General features: G+C 68.3%; 8 protein-coding genes and 1 pseudogene. 5 read left to right on the forward strand and 4 right to left on the reverse strand.

Annotation, left to right across the window (positions count from 1 at the left end):
* Positions 1 to 10 precede the first annotated feature (10 nt).
* The 4 genes and pseudogenes from HY699_00465 (at position 11) to HY699_00480 (ending at position 3217) form a co-directional block, all read left to right on the forward strand.
* Positions 11 to 1000 (forward strand): segregation/condensation protein A, encoded by a 990-nt coding sequence (locus tag HY699_00465; GenBank protein ID MBI4514278.1) that lies wholly within the window; start codon positions 11 to 13, stop codon positions 998 to 1000.
* A pseudogene (gene scpB, locus HY699_00470) lies at positions 981 to 1580 on the forward strand (SMC-Scp complex subunit ScpB). Before HY699_00465 ends, scpB begins: the two are co-directional and overlap by 20 nt.
* Before the next feature lie 10 nt (positions 1581 to 1590).
* Positions 1591 to 2394, forward strand: a complete 804-nt coding sequence (locus HY699_00475) for an rRNA pseudouridine synthase (GenBank protein MBI4514279.1) — start codon at positions 1591 to 1593, stop codon at positions 2392 to 2394.
* Positions 2395 to 2449: 55 nt separating this feature from the next.
* Positions 2450 to 3217 carry an enoyl-CoA hydratase/isomerase family protein gene (locus HY699_00480; protein MBI4514280.1) on the forward strand — a complete coding sequence of 256 codons (768 nt, stop codon included), beginning with the start codon at positions 2450 to 2452 and terminating at the stop codon, positions 3215 to 3217.
* Positions 3218 to 3229: 12 nt separating this feature from the next.
* On the opposite strand, the gene HY699_00485 is transcribed toward HY699_00480, so the two are convergent.
* Positions 3230 to 5326, reverse strand: coding sequence for a right-handed parallel beta-helix repeat-containing protein (locus tag HY699_00485; protein MBI4514281.1), 2097 nt, complete (start codon positions 5324 to 5326; stop codon positions 3230 to 3232).
* Positions 5327 to 5512: 186 nt separating this feature from the next.
* Positions 5513 to 6889 (reverse strand): AmmeMemoRadiSam system protein B, encoded by a 1377-nt coding sequence (gene amrB, locus HY699_00490; GenBank protein ID MBI4514282.1) that lies wholly within the window; start codon positions 6887 to 6889, stop codon positions 5513 to 5515.
* A 124-nt stretch (positions 6890 to 7013) separates the two neighbouring features.
* Between amrB and rlmD the strand changes: the two genes are divergently transcribed.
* Positions 7014 to 8171, forward strand: a complete 1158-nt coding sequence (gene rlmD, locus HY699_00495; protein ID MBI4514283.1) for a 23S rRNA (uracil(1939)-C(5))-methyltransferase RlmD — start codon at positions 7014 to 7016, stop codon at positions 8169 to 8171.
* Between the two features lie 158 nt (positions 8172 to 8329).
* Here rlmD and HY699_00500 read toward each other — a convergent pair whose 3' ends face one another.
* Both HY699_00500 and HY699_00505 read right to left on the reverse strand, forming a co-directional pair.
* On the reverse strand, positions 8330 to 11209 hold the full coding sequence (locus tag HY699_00500; protein MBI4514284.1) for a molybdopterin-dependent oxidoreductase: 2880 nt from the start codon (positions 11207 to 11209) through the stop codon (positions 8330 to 8332).
* A 10-nt stretch (positions 11210 to 11219) separates the two neighbouring features.
* Positions 11220 to 13646, reverse strand: coding sequence for a CoA transferase (locus tag HY699_00505; protein MBI4514285.1), 2427 nt, complete (start codon positions 13644 to 13646; stop codon positions 11220 to 11222).
* Between the last annotated feature and the right edge of the window lie 15 nt (positions 13647 to 13661).

The following is a 13661-nucleotide window of genomic DNA, read 5'->3' on the forward strand; positions in this document are numbered from 1 at the left end:
GCCCAGCACTATGAGTGACGACGGTTCAGAGCTGCTTGCCGATTCGCAGCCGGATGCGCCCGGCACCGGTGCCGGCCGGGCCGCACCCTATCGCGTCAAACTCGAGGTCTTCGAGGGGCCGCTCGATCTGTTGCTGCACCTGATCAAGCGCGAAGAGGTCGAGGTCGCCGACATCCCGATCGCCGCCATCACCGATCAGTACGTCGCCTATCTCGACCTCATGCGCCACCTCAACCTCGACATCGCCGGCGAGTTCCTGGTGATGGCCGCCACCCTCACGCTGCTCAAATCGCGCACGCTGTTGCCGCAAGCCGAGGGCGAGAGCGAGGACAGCGAGGAAACCGATCTGCGCGCCGACCTGGTGCGCCAGCTGCTGGAATATCAGCGTTTCCGCGAAACCGCGCAGCAGTTGGCCGAGCGCCCGCTGCTCAACCGCGACGTCTTCGTGCGCGAGCCGGCCTGGGACGAGGTCCCGGCCGATCCGCAGGCCTTGCCGCAGCTGCGCGCCAGTATCTGGGATCTGATGGAGGCCTTCCGCGTGGTCTTAGCCCGCGCCCGCCCCGAGGCCGTCCACGAGGTCATGATGGAGCGCGTCTCGCTGCGCGAGCGGGTGCAGCAGGTGCTGCGCCGGTTGAGCGAGGCAAAGGCACTCGAGTTCGAGAGCTTGTTCGACGAGGACGCCAGCCGGCTGGAGATCATCGTCACCTTTCTCGCCGTCCTCGAGCTCTGCCGCATGCAGGCGGTGACGGCGGTGCAGGAGCGCCACTTCGATCGCATCGTCATCACCCTGATCGCGGCCGACATCTCGACGGTGTCACTGGATTTATCCGATGAGTACGACGGACACGTGCTGGAGGAGGTAAAGGATGGAGGCGGGGCCGATGGAGCCACAAGCAGCGCCGGAGATGGCGACAGCGGAAACAACAGCAACAGCGACCGGGGCGGCCTCCCTACCGGCGCCGGCGGTGGAGACGCAGGAGATGGAGGAGACGAGCACTGATACCCCCGCTGGCGATGAGCTGAGCCTCGAGCCGGACGCGGACGGCGCAGCGGCGGTGAGCGATTCCGCCACCGACTTGTCGCGCCTGGAGTCGATCGTCGAGAGCGTGCTGTTCGCCGCCGGCGCGCCGGTGCCGCTGCGCCGCCTGGTGCAGATTCTCGACGGCCCCAGCAACAAGGAAGTGACCGCGGCGGTGCGGCGGCTGCAGCAGACTTACAGCGTCGGCCGGCGCGGCCTGCGGCTGCTCGAAGTCGCCGGCGGTTATCAATTCCGCACCGCGCCGGAGAATGCCGAGTGGGTGCGGGCGCTGCTGCGGGAAAAGCCGGCGCGGCTGGGGCGGGCAACAGTGGAGACGCTGGCGATCATCGCGTATAAACAGCCGATCACGCGCGCGGAGATCGAGGCCATCCGCGGCGTGGACGTGGAGGCGGCGCTGACCTCGCTGCTGGCGCGCCGGTTGATCAAGATCGCCGGCCGCAAGGAGACCGTCGGGCGCCCGCTGCTCTACGCCACCACTGCCGAGTTCTTGGAAGCGTTCGGCCTCAAGGACCTGAGCGATCTACCGACGTTGAAGGAGCTGCCATCCGCCGATGCAACCACTGTCGCACCCGAACCCACCACCGGCGCCGAAGGCGCGCAAGAAGCCATCGACTCCGGTGCCGGCGCCGGTCCGGCTGCAGAAACTGCTCAGCCAAGCGGGGGTGAGCTCGCGCCGGGCGGCGGAGGAATTGATCCGGGCTGGCAAGGTACGGATCAACGGCAAGGTGGTGAAGGAGCTGGGGACGAAGGCCGATCCGCGCCGGGACCGGATCACGGTTAGCGGCCGGCCGCTGCCGGCGACCCCGGCGCTCTATCTCCTGCTCCACAAGCCGGCGGGCGTGGTCACCACGCTCTCGGATCCGGAAGGGCGCACGACGGTGCGCGACCTTCTGCACGGGGTGCGCGTGCGGGTATTTCCGGTCGGCCGGCTGGATTATCACTCGGCCGGGTTGTTGTTGCTGACCAACGACGGCGAGCTGGCACAGCGGCTGATGCACCCGCGCTACGGCGTGCCCAAGACCTATCACGTCAAGGTGAAGGGCGTGCCCGACCAGGCCGCGCTCGAACGGCTGCGCGCCGGCGTGCACATCGCCGGCGGCAGAACGGCACCGGCCCAGGCGCGGGTGCTCGATGAACACGGCGAAAAGGCGTGGCTGGAGATCACGGTGCGCGAGGGGCGCAAGCGCGAGGTGCGCCAGATGTGCGAGCGCGTCGGCTTGTCAGTCGAGAAGCTCACCCGCATCCAGCTCGGGCCCTTGCAGCTCGGCAAGCTCGCACCCGGGGCGTTTCGGCCACTCACGGAACGTGAACTGGCGGCACTGCGGGCCGCTGCCGGGCTGGCGAGAAACCCGTGACCTGGCGCCGCCGGCGCGCCCGGCCACCGTGCGACTGATTGTGGAGGGAACGACCATGGCCATTGAGATTCGCGACCTGGACGGCGGCGTGCGCATCATGCAGCTCAACCGCCCGCCCGCCAACGCCATCAACTCCGAGCTGATGAACGCGCTTGAGAACGCCTGCGCGGCGGCCGCGCGTGATCCGGCGGTGCGCGCGGTGGTAGTCACCGGCAGCGGCAAGTTCTTCTGCGGCGGTCTCGATCTGCGGGCGCTGACCGGCTCGCCGCAGGAGGGCCGCCAGCTGAGCGCGTTCGGCCGCAACGACGGTGTCTTCGCCTTGTGGACGCTGCCAAAACCGACCATCGCCATGGTCAACGGCCACGCCATCGCCGGCGGCGGCATCTTGACCCTGGCGTGCGACGTGCGCATCGGGGCGCACGGCAACGCCAAGATCGGCCTCAACGAGACCGCCATCGGCCTACCGCTGCCGGCGGGCGCGCTGGCCATCACCGGCTTGGCGCTGACCAATCAGCAAGCCCGCCGCGTTTGTCTCGAAGCCGAGCTCTATCCGCCCACCGTCGCCCGCGAGCTCGGCATCCTCGACGAGGTGGTGGAACCGGCAAAGCTGGAAGAAGCCTGCCTGGCCAAGGCGCGGCTGTTGGCCGCTTACCCGCAAGCTGCCTACGCCTACAACAAGCGCGCGCTGCAGCACGACGCGGTGCAGTTGGTGCTCAACGAAACCGACGAGCAGCGCCGCGCCGCCTTTGCGGTGTGGACCTCGCCGGAGACGGTGCAGAAGCTGAACCAGCAGCTCTCCGGCATCTCATCGAAAGGGAAGTAACGGGGCGCCGCCTCACGAACCATCGTTGGTGCAAACGCTGAAGGGCTCGCTGATCGCGACGGTCGGCCCCTGATCCACCTTCACGACCAGTGTAACCGGTTCCACGCAAGTGAACGGCCAGCGCACCACCAGCATTGTCGGCGTGACGGCCTCGACCGTGGCGGCGACGCCGCCGATCTGCACGCAGTTGCCGCGCACCGGCATGCAGCGGTTACGCCCGGCGACGTCGGCACAGTTATCCTCGGCGAAGTGGCCGTCGATGACGTTGAAGCCGCTGCCGAAGATGCGCAACAGCTCGCCGCGCTCGCCCTTGGCCGGGGCCACGGCGGTGATGACCGGCAGCTGGGCGCGATGCGCTTGAGCGGGGGCGAAGGCGGTGTTGCGGCCGTGGTCGCTCAGGTCGTCGGCGGCGATCTGCTCTTCGGCGCAAGCACTGCCGCCGCCGCAGTGTTCCCACTGATTGTTAGTTGCGTTAACCAAGGAAGCGCTGGCGTTGCGCAGGTTGGAGCCGCCGGCGGGCAGGTTGTTCTGGGTAAAGGCGTTGTGGCCGGGGCTGCCGCTGCCGCCGCCACCGAAGTCGGCGGTCGAGCCGTTGGCCACCACCGCGCCGTCAACCCCGTTGCAGACCATGCTGGTACCCTGCACCACCGCACTGGCCGCCGGCCCGACGTCGTTGAACACGCGCAACCCCGAGCTGCCGTTGGCGGCGAGATAATCATCACGCAGGCGAGCGATGGAGAAGGCGCGCACGGAAATGCCGTTGGCGCCGTTGCCGCGGGCGAGGTTGCCCCAAGTGACCAACTCGGAGGCGGCGGTAGGGGTACCGTCGTCATCCATGGCGTTGGCCGCCAGGCCGTTTTGCGCGCTGGCGCCGCGATTGCGCTCGACCAGATTGTGAATCGCTTGCACGTGCCCGCCGAGCGTGGCCTGGATGCCGCCGTTGGCGTTGTCGTGCACCCAGCTGCGCTCGATCCGGGCATAAGCACCGGTAGTGACTTTGATCCCCTTGTCGGCCGCACCGGTGATTTCGCAGTCGCGGATGACGTTGGCGCCGGCGGCGAAGTCTTTGCCGGCCTGTTGATCGACGCCGATGCCGTCGGCGCTGCCGGCGGTGTCGATCAGCGTACGCTCGACGACGTTGCCATCGGCGGCCGGGCCGTTGATGTTGAGTACGTCGCGGTTATTGCTGCCGGCGTTGCGCAGCCGCAGGCCGATGAGGCGGTTGCGCGCGCCGGTGATGGCCAGCGCGCCGATCGGCAAGGCGTTGGCGTCGATGACGCGGTTGCCGGAGGCACCGGTCTCGTCGGTGCCGTCGATGGTCACATCATCCGCTGCCAGTGCCGGCAGGGCGAACTCCAGGCCGACGGCTGTGAGTACACCGGGCGGGAAGACCAGCGGATCGAATTGCAGCAGCAGCGGCTTGGCTGCGCCGGCGGCATCTTGCAGCGCCTTGCGCAGCGAGCCGTCGCCGGCGTTGGCGGTGGTCGTGATCGACCACACCGTGGCGAAGACGGTGTGGTCGGCGCGATTGGCAACCTCGCCGGCGATGAGCAGCAGGCGTTGATGCTGGAGCTGGCCGGTGTCGGGCAATAGCACTTGGAGTGAGTGGCGCCAACTGCCAGGGGCGAGCGCGGCGAGCTGGCCGCAGGTGGTAGTGCCGGTGCCGGAGCAGACGAATGTTTGGGTGTAGGCCGTCGCCAGCGTGCCGGCGGCGCACTCACCGGCGAGGCGTTCGCCGCTGACCAGAATCGAGATCTCCTCCAGGCCGCTCAGATTGTCGACGGCGATTGCCAGCGCCGCGCCGGCGGTCGGGCAAGGCCGCGTGGTCGCCGTTGCCGTCGGGCTGGGCGAGGGCGTGGCAGACGGCGTCGGCGTCGGCAGCTGGAGCAGCACCGCGACCACGTCGGCGGCGTTGACGCGGCTGTCGCCGTTGCGATCGGATCCTCCAAACGGGTCGTTGAAGATGGCGTCGATGACGGCCGCGGTGTCGGAGAAGTCTGCGGCCGCCGGGCTCGGGGCCGCCAGGCACAAAGCGCTCAGCAGCAATGCCACGACCTGAAACGGGATCGAAGGGCCGGCCAGCCAGCGGCCCACAAGCAGCCCACGCACGGGTGCAGGCTGCCCATCTTTGCGCAGGCGAGTCAAACGGCTGCACGCGGCAGGCGAAGGCTCTCAGGGAGCGAAGTCGGGAGAGCAGGACGAAAGCGGGCGTTCTCGCCCGTAGCCGCATCGGCCACCTGTGCGGCTACGACACAGCGGAAGTCGCGCCGCGGCCGAGAGCGAGGCGTTGACCCCTCAATCGCCGTCCACCACCGCCGCCGCCGGGATGGTCACGGTGGTGAAGCGCTCCGGGTCGGTGCACTGCTCGTAGCCGCGCACCTCGATCCGGACATCCGGCCCCAGTACCTGCAACAGCGCATAGATCGGGGCCGCGCCGCAGACGCGGGTGGCGTTGTTGCTCTTGCTCAGTGCGGCAAAGAATCCGGCGGCGTCGGCGGCCGCAAGCCGGTCGATCAGGGCCTGGTCGTCGCGCCGCAAACGCGCCAGGCGCTCTTCGTCCATGATGAACTGGTCGCCGAAGTGCGGGCCCATGTGCGACAGGTCGGCGGCGGCAATCACCACGCTGTCGCCGGCCGACTCCGCGATCGTCTGGCGCAACGCGGCGATGAAGGCGGCGGTCTCCGGATCGGCCAGCGGATCACGGCGCTCGGCGAAAAGGTCTTGTTGCGAACCGCAAAGGATCGGTACGACCGCAACATCGGGGCCGAACAGCGCCTGCAGAAACGGCAGGTTCAGCTCGATGGAATGCTCGCCGCGATGGAGAAACTCGTCCTCGAACAGCGGATACGGGTAGGTGCGCGCCAGGCGACCGAGGAAGTCACTGTCGGTGACCGTCGTGCCCAGGGCCGTGCGGTAGTGCTTGCGGGTGGCGGTGAAGCGGCGAAAGCTGCGGTTGTGGGCGGTGCCGAGAATGACGAAGCGGCGCACCCCGGTGAGTCCGCGCAAGGCGCCGTACGCCTTGCCATAGGTGAGGTGCCCGCGCTGATAGTCGATGTGAGGCGCGATCAGGCCGCGCAGCTTGCCTGCCGGCGGCTGGTGGCCGTCGAGGTATCCCAAGACCTGTTCCCGCGCGGCGGCACCGTCATCGGGATAGCTGCTGCCCATCGCAATCGGCGCACGCTCGCGCAGGCGCGCGAAATCGCCGACCAACTCGATCACCGCGCTGCGGTAAGCAGTGTCGAACAAGAACAGGCTGGCGGAGAGATTCTGCACCAGTTGGCGCACGCGCTCGGGGGTATCGCTGGCTGGGACGATCGCGGCCGCTTGCGCCGCGATCTGGTCGAGCGAGCGGCTGCCGTCGAGCAATTGCAACACCTTGACCCCCGCCGCTGTTAGCGCCAGCGCGCGCGGGCTGATCCGTTCCGGATCGGTCAGCACGTAGGAGACCGTGCCGTTATCGCTTACGGGGGTAAGATCGAGCCGGCGCAAGCGCGGGGGCTCGGGGGCAGCTTCAGAACGGCGCGCCGCACGGTTGAGCTGTTCGAAAGCCCGCAGGGTCTCGCGGTGGTGGAGCGGATAGCGCATGAGAACCTCGTCGTCATCGTCCGCTGGCGGTGGCTGTAGCAGTTGCCACAGCGCCGCGGCGGTGATCACCACCACCGTCGCGCGCACTGCCGACCCCGGCGGAGCTCGCATTGGCCGACAATGGCGCAGGGTTGCGACGGGTTCAAGTAGGGTAGGACATAGCCGCGAGCCCTTGCGCCGTTACCGGCTTGAACCCTAGAAGGCTCTGGCAATGGTGCCGCAGAAGCCTTGTCCGCATTATCCCGAATGCGCCGGCTGTGCCTTGATCGGCCGGCCCTACGGCGCGCAACTCGTACACAAGCGCGCCAGCGTGCAGGCCGCACTGGCGCGTTATCCCAGCCTGGCGGCGGTCGAGGTGCTGGAGGTCGTGGGCTCTCCCAGCGCCTTCGGCTACCGCAATCAGGCCAAGCTGGTGGTGCGGCACACGCGCGGCGGATTGCTACTGGGCATCTACCAGCCCGGCAGCCATCGTGTCATCGACATCCGCCACTGCCCGGTCCACCACCCGTTGATTGCCGCGGTGCTGCCGCGGCTGGCGGAGCTGCTCGAGCGGCACGCGCTGCCGATCTACGACGAGCGCAGCCGGCAAGGGCTGCTGCGCTATGTGATCGTGCGCGCGTCGCTGTGGACCAAGCAGGTCCAGGTCATTCTCGTAACCAGCGAGCGCGCGTTGCCCGCCGGGCGGGAGCTGGTGCGCGCCCTGCGGCGCATCCGCGGCGTCGCCAGCGTGGTCCAGAACATCAACCCCACCGCCGGTAACGTCATCATCGGGCCGCAATTCGTGGCCCTGGACGGCCCGCTCGACTTGCTCGAACGCATCGGCGAGTTGAAGTTGAAGAGCCGGGCCGGCGCCTTCTTGCAGGCCAATATCCCGGTGGCCCGCAAGGTCTACGAACGCGTGCGGCAGTGGGCCGACCCGGCCCCCGACGACGTCGCAATTGATCTCTACTGTGGGGTCGGTGCCATCAGCTTCCAGCTCGCCACCGCGGCCAGCTGGGTGGCCGGCATCGAGGAGTCGCCGCTCGCCGTGCTCGACGCCAAAGCCAACACCCGGCTAAACGGCTACCACAACGTGCGCTTTCACGCCGGCGACACCGCGGTGTTGCTGCCGGCGATCGCCGCGCAGTGCGAGCGCGTCGACCTGATCACGCTGAACCCGCCGCGCCAAGGCGCCAGCGAGGCCACTCGCCGGGCCGCGCTGGCGTGCGCCCCGCGGCGGGTGGTGTACGTCTCGTGCGATCCGGCCACTCTGGCCCGCGACCTCGACTGGTTCGCCACCCACGGCTATCACACCACCGCGATCCAGCCCTACGACATGCTGCCGCAGACCGAGCACGTCGAGTGCGTGGCGCTGCTGTCGCGAACCTAATCGCCGGTTGAAAACGCCGTAGTCGATCGCGAAAGCACAGCGCCCCTCACCCGCTGTCGGGTTCTGCACCGGAGACCTTGCCGCGTGCGGCCCCGCTAAGCCTTGCCTGCGCCCCGCCGCCCCCGTCTTCGACCAGCTCGCGCGCTTGCCTGGAGCCTCTAATCGCCCACCCGTTGGACTTCAACCGCAGTGCCGCGCGGGTTGTAGCAGGGTGAGGCGTAATACATGCGGTAGCTGAGGTGCCCGTAGTCGCCGACCAGATGCAGCGGCTTGAGCGGCGACACCACCACTTCCTGATGGCCGCGCCAGCCGCGGAACTGGTAAGGCTCCCAGGCGTGATAGCTGATGATCTGCCCCGGCCGCACCGCCGGGCTGCGTTTGACGATGACCTCGAACTCGCCGAGGTCGTTGAACACGCGGGCGCGGTCGTGATCGCGCAGGCCGCGCGCCGCGGCGTCCTCGTCGTTCATGTAGATGACCGGCTCGCCGCGCTGCAACTGCAACATGAAGGGCTGATCGCGCCAGATGGCGTGAATCGACCAGCGCGTGTGCCCGCCGCTGAGCTGGAGCGGATAGCGGCCGCCGGCGGGCGGCGGGTCTTTGTGCACCGGCAGCGCCTCCCGCATTTCGAGAAACCACGGGTGATCCAAGTAAAACTGCTGGCGGCCGGTGAGCGTCGGCCACGGTTCCTTGTGCTCGACGAACCACTGCGAGGGGTAGACGCTCTGGCCCGGCTCGAAATCACTGCACACGGCCGTGCCCGGTCCGTATAGGCCGATGTCCTGAATCCGCACGGCGCCCCGCTGCGCCGCATCACTCCACGTGAGCCCCTGGGTTTGCGAGGAGTTGCTGACGATGTGCTCGAGCGCTGTGACATCGTCGCGCCAGTCGAACCGGCCGTTGAAGGTCCAGCGCTCGTAGAGGGTGGCGAGGTCGCGTTCTTCGCCGAGGACGCCGCGGTAGGGCCCCAGCCCGCGCGCGCGCGCCCGTTGCTGAATGACTTCCGCCAGGCGCCCGTAGATCTCCCACTCGCTCTTGGCCTCGGCGAGCGGCTCGACGGCTTTGTCGCCGAAGACGATGTAGGGAAGATAGCTCTGCCCATACTTGATGCCGCGCTTCTCGTAGTATGCCGCCGCCGGCAGGACGATGTCGGACTTCAGCGCGGTGGTCGACATGCGGAAGTTGGTGCTGACGATCAACTGCAGCTTGGGCCACAGCACGCGCTCGGCCACCTGGGGCGCGGCCCAGCGCCGCAACGGGTTGGCGGCGGTGGCGAAGAAGATCTTGGGCTCCTTGTCGGGCTGCAAGTGCAGCGGCATCCAGCCCTTGCCGAGCGCCTCCTTGAGGTACTCTTGCGGCGGGCGCGGCAGCGACGGGTCGCTCCAGCCGGCTTTGCCGGCCACCTCCGCCATACCGGCGTGATACCACAGCCACAGCGCGTAAGGTTGAAACGGCCGCTCGCTGCGCGCGACCTGGCGCATGACGCCTTCAACCATGCGCACGCTCGGGCGATAGAACTTGAGCGCCAGCCGGTACAGCGGATTCATCTCGAAGCCGCTGGCCAGCGACTCGAAGCCGAACATGCTCCACATCGCGCTCAGGCGCAGCCCGCCGCCGCGTTTGCCCTGGTGCCCGCACAGCGCCAGCAACAGAATCATGGCGCGTTGCATCAGGTCGGTGTGGTAGTGCTTACACGAGCCGAACGAGGCCAAGATCAGCCCGGCGCGGGCTTTGGCGAACTCCCGCGCCACGCGCCGGATGCTCTGCGGACCGACGCCGGTGATCTGGGCGGCGCGCTCCGGCGTGTAGCTGTCCAACTGGGCCTTCAGCAGCTCGAACACCGGCCGTACCGCCACCAGCTGGCCGCCGGCGAGCGGCACCGTGTACGAGCCGGTGAGCGCGGGTCGGATCTCGACACCGAAGAAGCGGCCGGTGCGCAAGCGCAGCGACTGCAGCGAGTGCCCCATTGAACCCGGCACTTCGACGGCACCGCCGCTGGCTTCGTCCCAGCAGTAGAAGATGTCGTCCTTGCCGCCGGGTTGCACGTCGCTCTGGCGCAGGAAGCGGCGGCTGTCGTCGCGTACCAGCAGCGGCAGATCGGTCTGCTCTTTGACGTAGGCCGCATCGTAGAGCTGCTCGCTCACGATCACCTGCGCCATCGCCAGCCCCAGGGCGGCATCAGTGCCGGGGCGCGGGTTGAGCCAGCCGTCGCAATGGATCGCGGTGGCGTTGTAATCGGGCGTGATGTTCACTACCTGTGCGCCGCGGTAGCGCGCCTCCCACAAGAAGTGAGCTTCAGGGATACGGGCGTAATTCGGGTTCATCGACCAGACGATGATGTAGTCGGAGTGAAACCAGTCGTCCGCGGTGCCGTCGACGTTCACCAGGCCCCAAGTCTGCACCGCGCCCATGGGCATGTCACCGACGCCGGAGAGGGTGTCGAGCGTGGGCGCGCCGAGCAGCGAGAACAGCAGTAACTCGCCGGAGGAGCTCGGCCCGAAGTCGATATTGGTGCCGAAGTCGTAAGCGATCGCCCCCGGGCCGTCGGCGGCAATCGTGTCGATGACCGCGTCGGCGATCTCGTTGAGCGCGGCCTCCCAAGAGATCCGCTGCCACTGCCCCGAGCCGCGCGGGCCGACGCGCTTGAGCGGATACTTGAGCCGGGCCGGGCCGTAGCTGAGCGCGCTGTGGCAGGCGCCCTTCTGGCAGCCGCGCGGGCCGAAGTCCGGCAGCCCGGCGTTGGTTTGTGAATAGACCGCTGCCTGCTCCTCGCGCCAGGCGATGCCGTCCTTGACGTAGACGTCCCAGCTGCAAGCAGCGGCGCAGTTGGCGCGCAGGTGGGTGCCTTTCGTTACCTTATCCCACTGCCAGTGTTGGCGGTAGACGTCCTCCCAGCCGCGGTAGTCGGAGGGCAGCGGTATCGACCCGCTGCCGCCGCTGTCGGCCGCCGCCGGCAGCCGCAAGTAGTCCAGCGACAAGACCAGGGCGGCAGCGCCGGTGCCTTGCAAAAAGCGGCGCCGAGTAAGCGCAGGGTTCATGGTGCCCGCCTCATTGCAACACGCCTTGCTCGCTCAGGCGCGCCAGCTCGCCGGCCGACATGCCCAGCAGCTCGCCGAAGACATAGTCGTTGTCCTCACCGATGCGCCGGTAAGGACCGACCAACCCGGGGGTGTCGGAGAATGCGATCGGCAAGCGCGCCAGCGGGACATCCGGACCACGCTCCCACGCCGTCCCCGGGCGCTGCGGATCGGGGACGTAGTAAGTGGTTTCGCTGTACAGGCCGCGGTGCTGCAGCTGCGGATCCTCGGCCAAGTCTTGCCCTTTGGCCACGATGCCGGCCGGAACGGCGGCGGCCTGCAATGCGCGCATCAGCTCGTGCTTGTCCCAAGCGCGGGTGACGCCGGCCAGCAAGGCGTCGAGCTCGTCCTCGTGCGCCCGGCGCTCGCCGGGACTGACAAAGCGTGCTTGCGCGGCCCACTCGGGGTGAGCGAGCACTCGGCACAGGGCCTGCCATTGGGCGTCATCCCACACCGCGATCGCGCACCACTGGTCCTGACCGCGGCAGGGGTAGACGTTGTGGGGCACGGCCACCGGATCATGGTTGCCGCGGCGCGCCGGCAGCGCGCCGGATGCTTGCAACTCGAGCAGCGCCGCGGCGACGGTGCTGGCGCCGGAGCGAAAGATCGAGCCTTCGATGAAAGCGCCGGCGCCGGTACGGCGGCGGCGCTCGAGCGCCGCGATCACTGCAAGTGATTGGAGGACGGGCGTGTGGTAGTCGGAGTACGCCGAGTTGAGGCAGCAGGGCGGGGCGCCGGCTTCGCCCGAGAGCAACGAGATGCCGCATAGGTGCTGAGCCATGATGCCGTAGAGTTTGTAGCGCTCGTAGGGACCGGCACCGAATCCACTCTGATGGACGATGATCGACTCCGGCCTGGCGCGCCGCAGCTCGTCGAGATCGAGACCCCAGCGCGCCAGAGCATCACGGCGGAAGTTGGTCATGAAGACATCGCTGGCCAAGATCAGCCGTTTGAGCACGGCCGCGCCCTCGGCCCGGCGGACATCGAGGGTCACGCGCAGCTTGAGCGCCTGGTACTCGGGCTGCCCCATGCCGTGACCCCAGGGCGGCACCCAGTTGAGCTGATCGAGAGCATTGTTGCTCTCGACCTTGATGACCGTCGCACCCAGAGCTGCCAGGATTCGGCCGGTGAGCGGCAGCGCGATGAACGGGCCGAACTCGACTACGCGTACCCCGGCAAGCACGGCCGCGGGGCCCGTGCTGCAACCCGCGCCCGGGCACGGCTCGGTGGCCGCCTCCTGCCAGCGTTCGCCGCACAGGATCTCTTCGTTCGCCTCACCCAGCAGCGGCGCGGCGCGGGTGGCGGCCGCGACACCTGGCCCGAGCAGGCTGAGCGGATACTGTAGCGAGCCGGCCACGGGGTGCCGCAACTCCCGCCAGAGGTCGCCCTGGGCCAGGCCGGCGTCGGCGAGCAGGTCCGCCACGGTGTTAACCGGGGTGACCACGAGGTTGCGCCGCTGGCCTTCGTGGAACAGCTGCGCCCGGGTTTGACAGGTGGTGAACTGCAGCAAGACCGTCTCGATCAGATCGCGATGGGCGGCGCGGGCATGAATGCCGCCGCGCAGGGCCTCCGCCAGAATCTCCTCACTACCGGTGACTTCGTGCAGCCAATGCGACAGGGCGTCCCATTCCTGCGGTTTGATGATGCCCAAGCCCACCCAGCCGTCCTGGCAGGGGAAGACGCCCGCGGGCACGGCCAGCGCCGACACCGGCCCCACGCGCGTGGCGTTCTTGCCCCGGGTGCGCCAGAGCAGCACCGGGTGTTGTTCGAGGATGAAGCTCAGCAGCGCTTCCTGCATTGAGACGTCGAGGTGCTGGCCCGGGCTGCCGTGCCAGTCGCGGTGGCAGAGTGCCGCCACCACCCCGAGCGCCGCATACATTGCCGGCGCGAAGCGTGACTGCTCGTTGCCCAGGCGCATCGGCGGCTGCTCGGGATCACCGGTTATCTGCATGAAACCGCTGGTGGCCATCGCAATCAGGTCAGAGGAGCGATGGTGGCGGTGTGGTCCGCTCTGACCGTAGGGCGTGATCGAGGCCAGCACCAGGCGCGGATTGATTTCGTGCAGCTGGCGATAACCCAGTCCGAGCGCATCGAGCGTGCCCGGCGGCCGATCCTCGATCAGCGCATCGGCGTTGCACACCAGTTCGAGGAAACGGGCGCGCCCTTGTGGATCGGAGAGTTCGAGCGTGATCGAGCGTTTGTTGGTGTTGAACGCCAAGAAATCGAGACTGGTGCTACGCTCGGCACCCAGCGGCGGCTTGGAGCGAGCCGGATCACCCGCCGGCGGCTCGACTCTGACGACCTCGGCGCCGAGGTCGCCGAGCAGCTTGCCGCAGAAAGCGCCGGCGATGCCGCACAGGTCGAGAATGCGATAGGGGCGCAGAAGCAGCTCCGACATGGGTGCTCCCCGGGC

The organism is Deltaproteobacteria bacterium, assembly GCA_016210005.1.
In the GTDB taxonomy this organism is placed as follows: domain Bacteria; phylum Desulfobacterota; class Binatia; order HRBIN30; family JACQVA1; genus JACQVA1.